13 protein-coding genes are annotated in these 15,901 nt (G+C 64.0%); 8 read left to right on the plus strand and 5 right to left on the minus strand.

Features of this window, described 5'->3' with window-relative positions; translation table 11 throughout:
- Nucleotides 1-51: 51 nt before the first annotated feature.
- Complete coding sequence (locus V6657_RS22910) at nucleotides 52-2,175, minus strand: hypothetical protein (protein WP_048935942.1); 2,124 nt, start codon at nucleotides 2,173-2,175, stop codon at nucleotides 52-54.
- A 239-nt stretch (nucleotides 2,176-2,414) separates the two neighbouring features.
- Here V6657_RS22910 and V6657_RS22915 point away from each other — a divergent pair, with 239 nt between their 5' ends.
- Nucleotides 2,415-3,533 carry a LuxR family transcriptional regulator gene (locus V6657_RS22915; protein WP_048935797.1) on the plus strand — a complete coding sequence of 373 codons (1,119 nt, stop codon included), beginning with the start codon at nucleotides 2,415-2,417 and terminating at the stop codon, nucleotides 3,531-3,533.
- A gap of 50 nt (nucleotides 3,534-3,583) precedes the next feature.
- On the opposite strand, the gene V6657_RS22920 is transcribed toward V6657_RS22915, so the two are convergent.
- From V6657_RS22920 to V6657_RS22935, 4 genes are all read right to left on the minus strand, one after another.
- A complete protein-coding gene (locus V6657_RS22920) occupies nucleotides 3,584-3,889 on the minus strand; it encodes an NIPSNAP family protein (protein WP_048935798.1) in 306 nt (101 codons plus the stop codon).
- A 62-nt stretch (nucleotides 3,890-3,951) separates the two neighbouring features.
- Nucleotides 3,952-4,983 carry a cytochrome d ubiquinol oxidase subunit II gene (locus V6657_RS22925; RefSeq protein ID WP_048935799.1) on the minus strand — a complete coding sequence of 344 codons (1,032 nt, stop codon included), beginning with the start codon at nucleotides 4,981-4,983 and terminating at the stop codon, nucleotides 3,952-3,954.
- Entirely contained in the window at nucleotides 4,980-6,353 is a 1,374-nt protein-coding gene (locus tag V6657_RS22930; RefSeq protein WP_048935800.1) for a cytochrome ubiquinol oxidase subunit I, read from the minus strand. Before V6657_RS22930 ends, V6657_RS22925 begins: the two co-directional genes overlap by 4 nt.
- 24 nt (nucleotides 6,354-6,377) lie before the next feature.
- Nucleotides 6,378-6,938: a GbsR/MarR family transcriptional regulator gene (locus V6657_RS22935; RefSeq protein WP_048935801.1), complete on the minus strand. Its 561-nt coding sequence runs from the start codon at nucleotides 6,936-6,938 to the stop codon at nucleotides 6,378-6,380.
- Nucleotides 6,939-7,530: 592 nt separating this feature from the next.
- On the opposite strand from V6657_RS22935, the gene V6657_RS22940 reads away from it, so the two are divergent.
- The 7 genes from V6657_RS22940 to V6657_RS22970 all read left to right on the plus strand — a co-directional run bounded on the left by V6657_RS22940 (nucleotide 7,531) and on the right by V6657_RS22970 (nucleotide 15,811).
- Entirely contained in the window at nucleotides 7,531-9,075 is a 1,545-nt protein-coding gene (locus V6657_RS22940) for a PAS domain-containing methyl-accepting chemotaxis protein (protein ID WP_048935802.1), read from the plus strand.
- A 147-nt stretch (nucleotides 9,076-9,222) separates the two neighbouring features.
- The gene (locus V6657_RS22945; RefSeq protein ID WP_021192695.1) at nucleotides 9,223-9,477 is read left to right on the plus strand and encodes a GlsB/YeaQ/YmgE family stress response membrane protein; all 255 of its coding nucleotides are present in this window, start codon (nucleotides 9,223-9,225) and stop codon (nucleotides 9,475-9,477) included.
- A gap of 175 nt (nucleotides 9,478-9,652) precedes the next feature.
- Nucleotides 9,653-9,952, plus strand: coding sequence for a hypothetical protein (locus tag V6657_RS22950; protein WP_048935803.1), 300 nt, complete (start codon nucleotides 9,653-9,655; stop codon nucleotides 9,950-9,952).
- Between the two features lie 366 nt (nucleotides 9,953-10,318).
- A complete protein-coding gene (locus V6657_RS22955; RefSeq protein WP_048935804.1) occupies nucleotides 10,319-11,650 on the plus strand; it encodes an MFS transporter in 1,332 nt (443 codons plus the stop codon).
- A gap of 23 nt (nucleotides 11,651-11,673) precedes the next feature.
- Nucleotides 11,674-14,229: a nitrite reductase large subunit NirB gene (nirB, locus tag V6657_RS22960; RefSeq protein ID WP_082170320.1), complete on the plus strand. Its 2,556-nt coding sequence runs from the start codon at nucleotides 11,674-11,676 to the stop codon at nucleotides 14,227-14,229.
- A gap of 14 nt (nucleotides 14,230-14,243) precedes the next feature.
- On the plus strand, nucleotides 14,244-14,582 hold the full coding sequence (gene nirD / locus V6657_RS22965; RefSeq protein WP_048935805.1) for a nitrite reductase small subunit NirD: 339 nt from the start codon (nucleotides 14,244-14,246) through the stop codon (nucleotides 14,580-14,582).
- Nucleotides 14,583-14,584: 2 nt separating this feature from the next.
- Nucleotides 14,585-15,811 (plus strand): FAD-dependent oxidoreductase, encoded by a 1,227-nt coding sequence (locus V6657_RS22970; protein ID WP_053166426.1) that lies wholly within the window; start codon nucleotides 14,585-14,587, stop codon nucleotides 15,809-15,811.
- The last annotated feature ends 90 nt before the right edge of the window (nucleotides 15,812-15,901 follow it).

Consider the following 15,901-nt stretch of genomic DNA (forward strand, 5'->3'; position numbering starts at 1 on the left):
GGCAGTCAACCCTGCGGGCCGGATCACCGCGCCTTCCCCGTGTGCTCGGCTTTAGCGGTCGTACTCGACCGATGTGGTGAAGTTCAGGTCAAGCGGATCTGCCCACGACATGTTGGTGAACGACATGTCCAGCGTGCCTGTCCAGCCCGCCACCGCAGGGAAGGCTACGCCCTGGTCACCCGGCACCTTGACCGTGAGCGTGGTACCCGGCGCCGCCGGCGAGGCACGGCCCACACCATTTACGAACACCGTTGATTGGCCCGACATCGTAGAGCGAATCTGCACGTTGACGCGCTTCACGAACGGCACGCCTGCCTTGGTCGTCCACGTGACCGGCAGGGTGGCGCCGCCCGCAAACGTCGATGCCGTGCCGGGGGTGAGGATGTCGCGCGTGGCCTGGGAAATGTCCTGCCACGTGTATTGGCGCAGTGCTGTGGGCGATGGCGACGGCGTGCGCAGCCGTACCGTATAGCTGTGCGTGCGCACGGACGGTGTGCTCGTGGCCGGGTTGCCGTTCTGATAGATGTCGATCGTGTAGGCGCTGAACGGCGTGATCGTTGCCAGCTCTGATGCACTCAACTGCGGTTTGGCCCATGCGGTGTTGTTGCGCGGCGCGTCGCCAGGCCACGTGAATACGCCCTGGTTGGCGGGGTCTTGTGCCACGCCGGCCAGGCGGAAGTTGTTGCGGCACGCGCTTTGCTTAGCCAGTGCGGCAAGCTGCGCCACCGTCTGGCCTGCGCCAACCTGGGCGCGGATGTTCAGCGTGTCGCACGTGCCGGAAGACGGCTGCAGGAACACCCCGTTGCGCAGGCCCGGGCCGGTGACGATTGCAAAGTCGACCGGTGTGCCGCTTGCATCCACGATCCCAACCTGCATGTTCATCGAATCGACAAACGCGTTGGTGCCGGTCATTGCGGTGGCGCTGTTCAGCCAGTCCCACTTCTGCGCATTGGCGTTGACCTTGGTGAGCACGGCGCGCTGGTTGCCGACGATGCGCCAGCCGTTGTCGCCGCTGGCGCGCGAGGCGGCTTGCACGGCCACCTGCACATGCTGCTGCATGCCGTCACGCAGGCCATCGGCGCGGGTCCAGGCGAGCTTGACCCACAGCGTATCGCCACTGCTGGATGCCACGCGGATGATCTCCGGCAGGCTGAAGCTGGCGTTGTTCATCGCGTCGTCGGCAAACAGGCCGGGGGTGCCGCCGCCGGTTGCCGGGCCGAATTCCTGGTCGGCGGTCATGCCGTTGTTCAGGTAGGCCGAGGGCACGCCATTGATGCGCGCGCCGCTGGCCACGTCATCCACGAAGATCTGGCCGCAGACGGGCACGCTGCCGCCGGTGCGCCCGGCACCCGTCGATCCCGCAAAGCACTGGTTGAGCGCAGTTTGCAATGCGGCCAGGTCGCTGGCGGTGGGCAGATTGGAGACGGGGTTGCCGCCGATGGTTGCCGTGCTCGGCAGGCTGGCTTTGTCGCTGGCTTGCGGCGCCACGCCGGGCGAGAGTTGCAGTTGTGCGGGCGTATCGCTCGACGCACCCGCCACCGAGCTGATCTGCACGCTGCCGTCCGGCAGCACGTTCACCTTCACCTGATCGAGCAACCGATCAAGCCCGGGCGCGCCGGCTGTCAGCGGGCCGGAGATCAGGTCAGCGCCCGTATTGCCCGTGGCCGCCAGCAGGTCGGCCAGCGCAGCCGAATAAGCGGCAACCGTGCTGGACACGGCCGATGCCGTCACCTTGCTCTGCAGCAGACCGGTGTTGCCCAACAGCTTGCTGGGGTTGTCACCGACGATGGTGGCGGCAATGGCGTTGGTGATGGGCGTGATGTTGATCGTCTGCGTGCCGGCGCTGGCGGACAGCGCGATGAGCGTGGCCTGTGAGTCCGCCACATTGCCCGAGGCCGACAGAACGAACGGCGCACTGAGGCCCGTGACGTCGCACTGGAAGGCCCCTGACGTAGCGTTGGCGGGGCAATTGACCGACTTGCCGCTGGCGTCCATCAGCGTGACCGTGGCGCCTTGCATGGCGGCGCCGGCGGCCGCTACACCGCTGACGGTCAGTGTCTTGGGCGAGCCACCGCCGGGTGTCGTGTCGGTCGGGGTGCTGTTGCCCGAATCGCCACCGCCGCAGGCGGACAGGGCAAGCGTGGCCAGCGCAAGTGCAATGGGGGTGAGTTTCATGGGGTCCTCCCGGATCGTTGTGGGTTCGCCGTACGTGCGGCGACGTTGTTCTGCACGCAGATTCTCGAAGGGCGCGTGATCCCCGGCATCCTTCATTTGGAGGAAAGCCCGCGCCAAATGAACGATCCCGATGCGCGGGCGCACGTGGTAGTTTGCACACACAACATGCCCGGTGCCGACCATCATGGCGAGCACGACGGGCGTCATGGCCAGACAGCCATCCTTCGGGGGAGGGACGCTTGCTCAAAGACCAGCTCATCGGCGACCTGTATGAGGCCGCTGTCACGCAGGACGGTTTTCTCGAAACGTTTCACGAGGTCACCGAAGCGCTCGGCGCGAATGTCTTCCACATGTTCAGCTGGGACGCCGTTCGCAACGCCCCACAACTTTCGACTTACTCCCCAGGTAGGGGTTGGGACGATGTCATTGCCCGCTACGACCAGTACTACGGCGCGTTCGACCCGCGACGCGGCGTTGTAGCGAGTGCAAACGTGAGAGAGTTCGTCTTCTGCCAGGACTACCTGTCCGACGCTTACGTTGAACGCAGCGAGTTCTTCCAGGACTACCAGATACCGGCGGGCTTTCGCTATCTGACGGGCGTGCGCCTGGAGCGCCCGGGCTCCGGCGACATCCTGCTCGGCATGCTCCGTGCGCACGGGCGCACGCCTTTCTCAGAGGAAGACCGCATTAACGCAGCGAGCATGACGGGCCATCTGCAGCGCACGATCAACCTCTGGCAGGACACGCGCGTGTTGCACCGCGATGCGGCGCTTGGCGTGGAACTGATGCAGCAGCTCGGCTTGGCGGTGTTTGCGCTGGGGCGCGACAGGCGCGTGCTGTTCGCCAACACAGAAGCCGAGGCCATGCTGCGCACATCCACCTGTCTGCGGCTGGAGCACGGCCGTCTGAGTGCTGCGCTCGCTGCCGACAACGCTGTTCTGCAGACGGTGCTGGCGCGCGTGGCGAAAACCCGCAAGGGTGAGAGCTTTGCCGTGCGGCCCGCGCTGGGCGCGGCGCATGAAATCTTCCTCGGCATTTCGCTATTGCCCGCCAACGCGGCACAGACCGCGTTTGGCGATGCCGCACTGATGATCACGGCGCGCCGGCGTGGTGCGGATGGGTTGGTGACGGCAGGCCAGTTGCGTCAGGCCTTCGGCCTGTCGGCGGCGGAAGCGGCGGTGGGCGAGGCGCTGATCGCCGGCAAGACGCCCGACGAATACGCTGCCGCCGCCGGTGTTGCGCTGTCGACGGTGCGGTCGCAATTGCGCGCCATCTTCGAGAAGACCTGCACACGCTCACAAGCGGAGGCCGTCGGGGCGATGTTGTGGGTGCTGTCGCAGCGTAAGCCGCAGGGCTAGGGCTGGAGGCTTGCCACGCCGGCACGACTGCCCGGCGCGCGGACTATGAATTACGAGAAGACCGGGCGAAAGAAGCTGCGCTCGTAGCTGACGATGCAGCCGGTTTCGTCTGCATATTGGAAGGCGGCGATGCAGGCGGGGTCGGTTTTCGACTGCTCTCGATAGACCTCGTATGCCGCGAGGCTCGGGAACGAGAACAAAGCCAGCGCGACGTTGTTTGCGCCTTCGGACGGCAGAAAGTAGCCGTGGTGCTGGCCACCGAATTTCTCGACCAGCGGAATCCACATCTTGCCGTAAGTCTCGAATTCAACAAGCCGGGCCGGGTTGACGATATAGCGGAGGTAACAGGTGATCATGGCATGTGCGGGCAGACGAGAAAGGCTGTGAGCCTAAAGGTGTGCCCGCGGTGTCGTCAATCTCAGTAGTACCGCAGCTCCGTCGCCTTGCCGTGGAACACCTTGTACGCGTAGATGGTGTAGCCCACGATGGTCGGCAACACGATGGCCACGCCCACCAGCATGAACTCGAGCGATTCCGGGGCGCTGGCAGCCTGCCAGATGTCGAGCCGGTCCACCACCAGATACGGGAACAGGCTGTAGGCCAAGCCGTTGAACGCCAGCAGGAAAATGGCACCGGTGCCCACGAAGGGCGCCCAGATCAGGTGTTCATCCCCTTTGGCAATCTGCTGCGGCAAGCGTCGCAACACCCAGTCGATCAGGCCGAACAGCGCGATCGTCACCAGCGGCACGGGTGCCAGCAGGATGATGTTGGGCAAGGCAAACCACTTGTCGAACACGCGCGTGCTGACCCACGGCGTGGCGAGCGACACTGCAGCCACGCCCAGCGCCGTGAACCACAGGCTGCCGCGTGCCCACTGCACCGCGCGCAACTGCAGCGCGCCTTCGGTCTTCATGATGAGCCACGTAGCGCCCAGCAGCAGGTAGCCAGCAATCAGCCCACCTGCCGTGCAGAGCGCAAAGATGATGTTGGCGGTGTCGTAGTGGAAACCCGTGATGTACAGCCCCAGCATCAGCCCCTGCGCCGCCGTGGCAATGACGGAGCCTGCGTAGAACGCGCGGTTCCACCATGGCTTATGGTGCGCGCGCGCCTTGACGCGAAAGTCGAACGCCACGCCGCGCAGGATCAGCCCAAACAGCATGATGGCGACGGGCAAGTACAGCGCACCCAGGATCTCGCCGTGCGCGGCCGGAAACGCCACCAGCAGCAGGCCGACGCCGAGCACGAGCCAGGTTTCGTTGGCATCCCAGAATGGGCCGATGGAGGCGATCATGGTGTCCTTCTCGGCGTCGTCCGCACGGCGCAGCAGGATGCCGACGCCCAGGTCGTAGCCGTCCAGCACCACATAGGCCAGCACGGCAATACCCATCAGGGCCATGAAGACCACCGGCAGCCAGCCGGCGGGTTGGGAGAGATCAGGGAGGGTGCTCATGCGTGGCTCGCCACGGGGGCGGAGAGTTGGGGGCTGTGCTTGCCCGGAATGTCGGCGTCAGTCGGGTCGATGGTGCCCCCGGCCTTGCGGGCCAGGTAGAACACCACGCCGATATACGAGGCGATGAGGAAGGCGTAAAGCGCCAGGTACATCGCCAGCGTGCTGCCGATCATCTGGGCGGGCACGGTGGAGGCCGCCTGCGCGGTGGTCAGCACGCCGTAGACGAGCCACGGCTGGCGGCCAATCTCTGTGACGTACCAGCCGGCGACCACGGCCACCCAGCCGGAGAACGTCATCGCCACCAGGGCACGCGCCAGCCAGCGCGGCAACTCACCACCACGGCGCAGTCGCCAGGCGCTTGCCCATGACACGGCCAGCATCAGCAGCCCCACGCCAACCATCAGGCGGAAGGCGAAGAACACCGGCACCACGGGCGGGTGCTGATCGAACCGGTCCAACCCCTGCACCTCGCCGTCGAGCGAGTGCGTCAGATATAGCGATGCCAGCTTGGGCACCGCGATCTCGAAGCGGTTGCTCCGCGTGGCCGCATTCGGGATGCCGAACAGCACGGCGGGCACGCCGCGCTCGGTCTGCCAGATGCCCTCCATGGCGGCCAGCTTGGCCGGCTGGTGCTCCAGCGTGTTCAGGCCATGCGCATCACCCGCAACGATCTGCAGGGGGATCAGCATGGCGGCCAGCACCACGCCCGTCTTGAGGCTGGAACGCACGTCGGCACCACGATCGTTGCGCAGCCAGCGATAGGCGGAAAGCCCTGCCAGCAGGAACGACACCGTCAGCCCAGAGGCCAGCAGCATGTGCGTGAACCGGTACGGGAACGACGGGTTGAAGATGATCGCCAGCCAGCTTTGCGGATGCGCGCGGCCGTCGATCATCACGTAGCCGGCGGGCGTCTGCATCCACGAGTTGAGCGCGATGATCCAGAACACCGAAATGGTCGTGCCCAGCGCCACGAGGAACGTCGCAAACGTATGGATGCGCTGGCTCACGCGGCCGGTGCCGAACAGCATGATCCCGAGGAAGCTGGCCTCCAGAAAGAACGCGGTCAGCACCTCATACGCCAGCAGCGGCCCGGCGATATTGCCCACGGTGTTCATATAGCCCGGCCAGTTGGTGCCGAACTGAAAGCTCATCGTCACGCCTGACACCACGCCCAGCGCAAAGGTCAGCGCAAAGACCTTCACCCACAGGCGGTACGCGGCCATCCAGGCTTCATCGCCCGTTTTGCGGTAGCGCAGCTTGAAGAACAGCAGCACCCACGCCAGCGCGATGCTGATGGTGGGAAAGAGGATGTGGAAGGTGATGTTGGCGCCGAACTGGATGCGCGCCAGTACAACAGGATCAAGTGACATGGTTCTGCTTTTGCGTGGGGCGAGCTACTTCGATTTGCCGCCAACGACAACGGCAAGCTTGTTCTTCATCTCCAGCAGCTTGTGCACCTTGGCGCCCATCTTCATGAGCTGCTGCAAGGAGTCGGCATCGAGCTTCTGCACGTCGTCAAACCAGTTGGTCATGAGCGTGATGAGCTGATACATCTCCTTCATGCGCGCCTGGGCGTGACGGTCATCCGGATCGGTGGGGGATTCGAGCATCACGTCGCGCAGCAGCGTGAGCGTGGGGTCGATCTCGCGCTTGCGGCGCTCTTCGGCCAGTGTGCGGAAGATGGTCCAGATATCGTCGGGGGCGGAGAAGTATTCGCGCCGGTCGCCGGGCTTGTGCGAGAGCCGCACCAGCTTCCACGACTCCAGCTCCTTCAGGCCGATGCTCACGTTGGAGCGTGAGAAGCCCAGCGCCTCGGCAATCTCGTCGGCGTTGATCGGTTCGCGTGCCGCATAGAGCAGGGCATAGATCTGCCCAACCGTGCGGTTGATGCCCCAGCGGCTGCCCATCTCGCCAAAGTGCAAGACGAAGCGCTGTTTCAAGGGAGAAAGTTGCATCGTTTTGATCTTTCTCAATTTTCAGGAATTTCTGAAAGTTTAGTCGTCTTGTGCGCTTGCACAATGCGGCGCGCTGTCGCGGCACCTCCTGAGGCGAACCCGGCGGCAGGTCGCAGACTGGGCGGCGAGCACCTCCGTCTGCCGGTGGTCCTCACGACTTTCTTATGTGAGCGTTTTTGTCAAGCAAACGTATGACTTTGCATATTGACTAGGCAGTAAAACGGCGGTGGTTCATAAATTAACTCAGATGAGTAATTAACACGGGTTATTTGTTTGGATAATCGATTCACGCCTCTAGAGTGATTGAGTGATTTCCCTAATTTCGCACAAAAGATTACCGAAAATGATGATATCCAGGCATCACATAAAGCCATAAACAAAGGATCGGTGGCCGATCTGATCAACCAGATTGGATTTCGGATGGTGCATCGGATTGCAATAGATGAAACTCAATCTTATCTAGGGATTTCTACGAGGGTTAGTCCTGTTGACGGCGGACACCCTCCGAAAGTGGGGTGATTTTTTACTTAATAATTTCTGATTTCTGCCGAAGATCCGTTTGCAAAGTAAATCATCAAGGAGAAGCCCCGCCATGCGTGTCAACGAACCGGTGACCCAACGCGAATACGAGTTCCCCGACAACGCCACGCTCATGTCGACCACCGACACACAGAGCTACATCGCCTACGCGAATGCGGCCTTTGTGGAGGTGAGCGGCTTTTCGCGTGAAGAGATCGAAGGCCAGCCGCACAACATGGTGCGCCACCCCGACATGCCGCCCGAGGCGTTCGCCGACATGTGGGCGACGCTCAAGGCTGGCCAGCCGTGGACGGCACTGGTGAAGAATCGCCGCAAGAATGGCGACCATTATTGGGTGCGCGCCAATGCCACGCCGGTGGTGCGCAATGGCCGGACCAGCGGCTACATGTCGGTGCGCACCAAGCCGTCGCGTGAGGAAATCGCGGCGGCCGAGGCGCTTTATAGGGATTTCCGCACCGGCCAGGCGGGTAGCCGCAAATTCCACAAGGGCTTGATTGTGCGTACGGGGTGGATGGCCTGGCGCTCGGTGTTCCAGGTCATGCCCGTGCGCTGGCGCATTCGGCTCACGTTTCTTACCTTGCTGCCGACGCTGCTGGCCGCGGCGTGGGCGTTCGGCTTGTCTGGCACGGCGCTTGGCGGTTTTGCTGTGGCATTGCTGGCGGCGCTGGTGCTGGGCTCCTGGTCATTGAAAGTGCAGATCGCCACACCGCTCGAAAAGCTGCAGGAGCACGCCCTGAGCGTGGCTTCGGGTGAGAGCCGCAAAGTCGCCATCGCCGACCGCACGGACGAGATCGGCATGACGTTGCGCTCCATCAGCCAGCTCGGGCTGATGTTCCGCTGGTTGATCGACGACGTGGCCGAGCAGGTGGTCAACGTGCAATCGGCCAGCCAGGAAATCGCCAAGGGCAACGGTGATATCAACATCCGTACGGAACAGGCCGCCGCCAGCCTGGAGGAAACTTCCAGCTCGATGACGCAGATGACCGCCACGGTGGCCAGCAACGCAGAAACGGCCGGGCAGGCCAACACGCTATCCAGCGTTGCCACACAGGCCGCGCTCAACGGTGGCCGTGCCATGGAAGAGGTGGTGGCGACAATGGGCGCGATTTCGCAGAGCGCCAAGCAGATTGCCGACATCATCGGCGTGATCGATAGCATTGCTTTCCAGACCAACATCCTGGCGCTGAATGCGGCCGTGGAGGCCGCGCGCGCCGGCGAGCAGGGGCGTGGTTTTGCAGTGGTGGCAGGCGAGGTGCGCGCGCTCGCACAACGCAGCGCTGGCGCTGCCAAGGAGATCAAGGAGCTGATCGGCACCAGCGTTGACAAGGTGGAGTCCGGCTCCCGGCTGGTCGACCAGGCCGGCAAGACCATGGAAGACATCGTCGATCAGGTCAAAAAGGTGTCGTCCATGATTGCCGACATCAGTCTGGCCACCGCGCAGCAGACCGAAGGCATCACGCAGGTCAGCCAGGCGGTCAACCATCTGGATCAGGTCACGCAGGAAAACGCCACGCTGGTTGGGCAGAGCGCGTCAGCGGCGGAAGGTCTGCGCATTCAGGCCACGCGCCTGGTGGAGGCCGTGAACGTGTTCCGTTGAGCTGCTCGCATGTGCGTGCGAGGGGCTGCTGTGTGCCATCGGCAATTGCAAAAACCACGAAATCGCCACATGGGCGAATGTGTGGTCTTCGCCTACTATGCCTATGCAGCAACACCCCTTAAAACGCACATCCTCAGGAGTGGAAACATGGCCTCACACGGTTTGATTGCCTGGTTGATCATTGGCGCACTGGCTGGCTGGCTGGCCGGGCTGCTGGTCAAGGGCGGCGGCTTTGGCATCTTTGTCGACATCGTGGTCGGCATCGTCGGTGCATTCATCGGCGGTTGGCTGGCGGGGGTGCTGGGCATCTCGCTGGGTGGCGGCTGGATCGGCTCGATCATCACGGCGGTGATTGGCGCGGTGATCCTGCTGTTCATCCTCCGGCTCATCAAACGCGCGTAGCGACACCGATGCGGCCAGCGCCTCCGGCGGAGGCCTGGCCGCAATGCAGCAATCTGATCCCCTCCAAACCGCCGGATTCCACAACCCACCCCATCACCTAGACTGGTTGGTACAAGACAGCCAAGCCGCGCCAAAAGCGCCGGCGCGGCAGGCGTACGTCACAAGCGAGACCACCATGTCTGACCAGCCAGCTCCACCGCAAGAACTCTACGAAGGGTTCGAGATTCATGTGCTGCCCAGCCCAATCCGGGCCAACGGGGTCGATAGCACGCGCTACACCTACACCGGCTACGTCTGCCACCCCGGCGCCAACCCAGCGCTGCCCGGCCACGTTGTACCGTTCCATGCCGATGGCGACGACAGCTTCCACAGCCCGGAGGCCGCGATGGAGGAGGCGGTGCACGTGGCGCGCAGCATTGTCGACGGCACGCATCCGGACCTGTCTGTGCTGTCCCTCGTTACGCACGGGTACTGATCTCGTCATTCGCTTCGCCCCGTGTTGCTTCGGCGCCAGCATGTGACGCGCCGATGGCCTTCCATTGGCGCGTGCGGCGTTTGCTGTGCCGCACCATAACGAACCTCCCACGCACCGAAACCGTGCTTTGCGCTGCCCGCGCGCGAGGCACGGCAACTGTGCGCATCTGCTGTAAACCGCGATAGATCAAGGGTTTCCGGTGCTGGCACACCTGTTGCATAGCACCATTGCGCGTGTCAATGGCGATCCGCGCTCTTCGTGGTGAAGGCCCTGGTGCTCAGGGTCATTTGGACAACGGCGTCCCAGAACCTGGCAAGTGCAGCCCGGTTCTCGGGCGCCTTTCTTTTTTTGGAACTGGGATTCGACATGACCGCCAATGCCACTCGGGCCACCCGAATCGATCTGTTCAGCCTGCGCACGCCGCAGATGCGCGCTTTTCATCTGACATGGCTCGCGTTCTTCGTGTGCTTCTATGCGTGGTTTGCCTGCGCGCCGCTCATGCCGGTGCTCAAGGGCGAGTTTCATCTCACACCCGGACAGATCGCCAACATCAACATCGCCGCGGTGGCGGTGACGATTCTGGTGCGCTTGATTGTCGGCCCGCTGTGCGACCGCTTCGGCCCGCGCAAGACCTATACCGGTTTGCTGGTGCTGGGTGCCATCCCCGTGCTGGGTGTGGCTACGGCGCAGAGCTACGAAGCCTTCCTCTTCTTCCGTCTGGCGATTGGTGCGATTGGCGCGAGCTTCGTCATCACGCAGTACCACACGTCGGTCATGTTCGCGCCCAACGTGGTGGGCACTGCCAACGCGGCGGCAGCCGGCTGGGGCAATGCGGGTGGTGGTGTGGCGCAAGGGACGATGCCACTGCTGCTGACCGCCATCGTGATGATGGGCGTCACGCAAAGCATGGGCTGGCGCCTCGCCATGGTGGTGCCGGGTGTGGCCATGCTGATCGTCGCGGCGCTGTACTGGCGCTATACGCAAGACTGCCCGGAAGGCAACTTCGCAGAACTGCGCGCCGAGGGCAAGACCATCGAGGGTGGCAAAAAGGGTGGCTGGGGCAGCTTCGTCACGGCCGCTGGCAACTACCGCGTGTGGCTGCTGTTCGTTACCTACGGCGCGTGCTTTGGCGTGGAGATCTTCATCCACAACATCGCGGCCACGTACTACGTTGACCACTTCGGCTTGTCGCTGTCGGCCGCTGGCATGGCCGCCGCGAGCTTCGGCCTGCTGGCGCTGTTTGCCCGCGCGCTGGGCGGCATCGTGTCGGACCGCGTGGCGGCCAAGCGCGGGCTCGATGCACGTACCCAATTGCTGTGCGTGCTGATGCTGGGCGAAGGCCTGGGCCTGCTCGGCTTTGCCCATGCGGGCAGCGTCACCGTGGCCGTGCTGGCGATGCTCGGCTTCGGCCTGTTCACCCACATGGCTTGCGGCGCCACGTATGCGCTGGTGCCGTTTATCGACCGCCGTGCGCTGGGCGGTGTGGCCGGCATCATCGGTGCGGGCGGCAACGCCGGTGCGGTGGCTGCCGGCTTCCTGCTCAAGGGCATGGCCGATACGCAGGCCACGCTGTCGATCCTTGGCGTGCTGGTGGCGCTGTCGGCCGTCTGCGCCATCGCCGTGCGCTTCTCCGCAGAACACAAGGCGCGTGAACAAGCGCTGTACGACAACACGCTGGCCGCCGCCAGCGGCGCCTGATGACACCTACGGAAAACATCACCATGACCATGAAGATCGTTGTCATCGGCCACGGAATGGTGGGCCACAAGTTTCTGGAGAGCCTGCTGCACGCGCCAGACCACCACCTGCAAGTGACGGTGCTGTGTGAAGAGCCGCGTCCCGCGTACGACCGCGTGCACCTGTCGGAATTCTTCACGGGCAAGACAGCGGAAGACCTCTCGCTGGTGGCCCCCGGTTTCTTCGATCGCGATGACGTGGTCCTCAAACTCAACGCCCGTGCCACCGCCATCGATACCACGGCCAAAACGGTGACGGCCTCCACCGGCGAGGTGCTGCCGTACGACAAACTGGTGATCGCCTCCGGCTCGTCACCGTTCGTGCCGCCCGTGCCGGGCAAGGACCGCACGGACTGCTTCGTCTACCGCACCATCGAAGACCTTGAAGCGATGGCCGAATGCGGCCAGCGCGCCAAGACTGGCGTGGTGATCGGCGGCGGTCTGCTGGGCCTGGAATGCGCCAAGGCCCTGCGCGACATGAACCTGCAAACGCACGTGGTCGAGTTTGCCGGCCGCCTGATGGCGATGCAGGTGGACGACGGCGGCGGTCGCATGCTGCGCCGGAAGATCGAAGACCTGGGCGTGACGGTCCACACGCAAAAGAACACGGTGGAGATCGTCGACGGGGAAGCGTGTACGCACCGCCTCAACTTTGCCGATGGCGCGCACCTGGAAGCCGACATGGTCGTCTTCTCCGCCGGCATTCGCCCGCGTGACGAACTGGCACGCGCCTGCGGCCTGCAAGTGGGCGAGCGCGGCGGCATCGTGATCGACTCCGAATGCCGAACCTCCGCGCCGGATGTGTACGCGATTGGCGAATGCGCACTGTGGGGCGGGAAGGTCTATGGTCTGGTGGCGCCGGGCTACGAGATGGCGCGCATCACCGCCAAGCAGATTCTGGCCGCCGATGACGCGACCGAGTTCAACGGTGCCGACATGAGCACCAAGCTCAAGCTGATGGGCGTGGACGTGGCCAGCCTGGGCGATGCGCAAGGCACCACGCCGGGCAGCCGCAGCGTGCAGTTCACCGATGAACGCAAGCAGATCTACAAAAAGCTGGTGGTGTCGGAAGACGGCAAGTACCTGCTGGGCGGCGTGCTGGTGGGCGACGCAGCCGAATACGGCACGTTGCTGCAGATGATGCTCAACCGCATCGAACTGCCCGAGGCGCCCGAATTCCTGATCCTGCCGCAGGCCGATGGCAATGCGCGCCCGGCACTGGGTGTGGATGCGCTGCCCGACAGCGCGCAGATTTGCTCGTGCAACGACGTGTCGAAGGGCGCGCTGTGCCAGGCCGTATGCGGTGGCGCCACCTCCGTCGGTGCGCTCAAGGATGCGACCAAGGCCGGCACCTCGTGCGGCGGCTGCGTGCCGCTGATGACGCAGGTGATGAAGGCCGAGATGAAGAAGCAGGGCCGGGCCGTCAACAACCATATCTGCGAGCACTTCCCGTATTCGCGTCAGGAGCTGTATCACCTGGTACGCGTGGGCCGTATCGAATCGTTCGGGGCACTGCTGGAAGCGCACGGCCACGGCATGGGCTGCGACATCTGCAAGCCGGCCGTGGCGAGCATCCTCGCTTCGTGCTGGAACGACTTCGTGCTCAAGAAGGAACACGCCAGCCTCCAGGATTCCAACGACTACTTCCTCGCCAACATCCAGAAGGACGGCACGTATTCCGTGGTGCCGCGCATGCCGGGCGGCGAAGTGACAGCAGACGGCCTGATCGCCGTGGGCCAGGTCGCCAAGAAGTACGGCCTGTACACCAAGATCACCGGCGGTCAGCGCGTGGACCTGTTCGGCGCGCGCCTGGAGCAACTGCCGCTGATCTGGGAAGAGCTGATCGCCGCCGGCTTTGAATCGGGCCATGCGTATGGCAAATCGCTGCGTACGGTGAAGTCGTGCGTGGGCTCCACGTGGTGCCGGTATGGCGTGGGTGATTCGGTGGGTTTTGCAGTGGCGCTGGAGAACCGCTACAAGGGCCTGCGCTCGCCGCACAAGATCAAGTTTGGCGTATCGGGCTGCACGCGCGAATGCGCGGAAGCGCAAGGCAAGGACGTCGGCATCATCGCCACCGAAAAGGGCTGGAACCTGTACGTGTGCGGCAACGGCGGCATGAAGCCCCGTCATGCTGAACTGCTGGCCGCTGACCTCGACCAGGAAACGCTCATCAAGTACGTCGACCGCTTCCTGATGTTCTACGTACGCACCGCCGACCGCCTGCAACGCACCAGCACGTGGCGCGACAACCTCGAAGGCGGCTTGGACTACCTGAAGGACGTGGTCATCAACGACAAGCTGGGCATTGCGGCAGAACTCGAAGCCGAAATGCAGCACGTGGTCGACACCTACCAGGACGAATGGAAGACCGCCGTGACCAACCCCGAGGTGCGCAAGCGCTTCCGCCACTTCGTCAACAGCGACGCGAAGGACACCAACGTCGTCTTCGTGGAAGAGCGCGGGCAGATCCGCCCCGCCACGGTGGAGGAGCGTACGAAGACACGCCCCGTGCGCATTCCCGTTGTTGCGGAAGCCGCTTGAGAGAGGAGCCCATCATGCAAGCATCCCGCTGGACCCCCGTTTGCTCGCTGAACGACATCGTGCCCAACACCGGCGTGTGCGCGCTGGTGGAGGGCGAGCAGGTCGCCGTTTTCCACGTTGCGGGCAGTGCGCCGCAGCGGGTCTACGCCATAGGCAACTACGACCCAAACGCCGATGCGGCTGTGCTCTCGCGCGGACTGGTCGGCAACCTGGGGGATCGCATCGTCGTCGCCTCTCCGATCTACAAGCAGCACTTTGACCTGGCAACAGGGGAGTGCCTGGAGGCACCGGTCAACTCGGTGCACGCGTACGCCACCAAGGTAGAAAACGGCACCGTCTGGGTGGGGGTGTAACGATGACGACCGTGCGCCCCAAGCTCGTCGTCATCGGCAACGGCATGGCCGGCATGCGCACGGTCGAAGAGCTGCTCAAGCTGGCGCCGAACCTGTACGACATCACCGTGTTCGGCGAAGAGCCGCACGGCAACTACAACCGCATCCTGCTCTCGCCGGTGCTTGCAGGTGAGAAGCAAGTCGACGACATCATGCTCAACACGCGTGAGTGGTACGCGCAGAACCACATCACGCTGCACGCGGGCGACCCGGTGGTGAGTATCGACCGCCCGCGCCGCACGCTGCGCTCGCGCGGCGGCGTGGAAATGCAGTACGACCGCCTCCTGATCGCCACCGGCTCGCGGCCGTTCATCCTGCCGGTGCCGGGGCACTTGCTGCCCGGCGTGATCGCCTTCCGCGACATCCAAGACGTGGAGACGATGCTGGAAGCCGCGCGCAACCATCGGCATGCAGTCGTCATCGGCGGCGGCCTGCTCGGCCTGGAGGCGGCCAACGGCTTGATGCGGCAGGGCATGGACGTGACGGTTGTGCACCTGCCCGACACGCTCATGGAACGCCAGCTCGACAAACCCGCCGCGCAGCTGCTGCAGAAGGCACTGGAGGCCAAGGGCCTGCGCTTCCTGCTCGGCGCGCACACGGCAGAACTGCTCGGCACGGATCGCGTGACAGCCGTGCGCTTCAAAGACGGCACGCAAATCCCCGCCGACCTCGTCGTCATGACCGCCGGCGTGCGCCCGAACATCGACCTCGCCAAGGCCGCCGGCCTGCACTGCGAACGCGCCATCGTCGTCGACGACACACTGCAAACCTACGACCCCCGCATCTACGCCGTAGGCGAATGCGTGCAGCACCGCAGCGCCATCTTTGGCCTCGTCGCCCCCATCTGGGACCAGGCCCGCGTCTGCGCCGCACACCTTGCCGGTGCCGGCCACCGCCGCTACATCCAACAAGCCACGGCGACCAAGCTGAAAGTGACCGGCGTCGACCTCTACTCCGCTGGCGACTTCATCGGCGGCGAGGGTACCGAAGACATCGTCCTGCGCGACCCACGCCGTGGCGTCTACAAGCGCCTGGTGCTGAAGGACGACCGCGTGGTCGGCGCGGTGCTGTACGGCGACGTGGCGGATGGCCCGTGGTACTTCGACCTGATCCAGCGCCAGACCCCCATCACCCCAATCCGCCAGCGCCTATTGTTCGGCCGCGCGCTATGCGAAGCGGAGGCAGCGTAATGCACACAGGCAAGACACGAGACCGCGACACTTCTCGCAAACAGACGGTATGGCCGTTCCTGCCCTAGATGGCGCCTTGAATTTTTGTAA

The sequence above is a fragment of the Ralstonia sp. RRA genome, from assembly GCF_037023145.1.
GTDB lineage: Bacteria > Pseudomonadota > Gammaproteobacteria > Burkholderiales > Burkholderiaceae > Ralstonia.

Bases quoted from the DNA above. Each gene is read 5' to 3' on its own strand.
- V6657_RS22910 (WP_048935942.1), bottom strand. From the start codon at position 2,175: ATGAAACTCACCCCCATTGCACTTGCGCTGGCCACGCTTGCCCTGTCC.
- V6657_RS22920 (WP_048935798.1), bottom strand. From the start codon at position 3,889: ATGATCACCTGTTACCTCCGCTATATCGTCAACCCGGCCCGGCTTGTT.
- V6657_RS22925 (WP_048935799.1), bottom strand. From the start codon at position 4,983: ATGAGCACCCTCCCTGATCTCTCCCAACCCGCCGGCTGGCTGCCGGTG.
- V6657_RS22930 (WP_048935800.1), bottom strand. From the start codon at position 6,353: ATGTCACTTGATCCTGTTGTACTGGCGCGCATCCAGTTCGGCGCCAAC.
- V6657_RS22935 (WP_048935801.1), bottom strand. From the start codon at position 6,938: ATGCAACTTTCTCCCTTGAAACAGCGCTTCGTCTTGCACTTTGGCGAG.
- V6657_RS22940 (WP_048935802.1), top strand. From the start codon at position 7,531: ATGCGTGTCAACGAACCGGTGACCCAACGCGAATACGAGTTCCCCGAC.
- V6657_RS22945 (WP_021192695.1), top strand. From the start codon at position 9,223: ATGGCCTCACACGGTTTGATTGCCTGGTTGATCATTGGCGCACTGGCT.
- V6657_RS22950 (WP_048935803.1), top strand. From the start codon at position 9,653: ATGTCTGACCAGCCAGCTCCACCGCAAGAACTCTACGAAGGGTTCGAG.
- V6657_RS22955 (WP_048935804.1), top strand. From the start codon at position 10,319: ATGACCGCCAATGCCACTCGGGCCACCCGAATCGATCTGTTCAGCCTG.
- nirB (WP_082170320.1), top strand. From the start codon at position 11,674: ATGACCATGAAGATCGTTGTCATCGGCCACGGAATGGTGGGCCACAAG.
- nirD (WP_048935805.1), top strand. From the start codon at position 14,244: ATGCAAGCATCCCGCTGGACCCCCGTTTGCTCGCTGAACGACATCGTG.
- V6657_RS22970 (WP_053166426.1), top strand. From the start codon at position 14,585: ATGACGACCGTGCGCCCCAAGCTCGTCGTCATCGGCAACGGCATGGCC.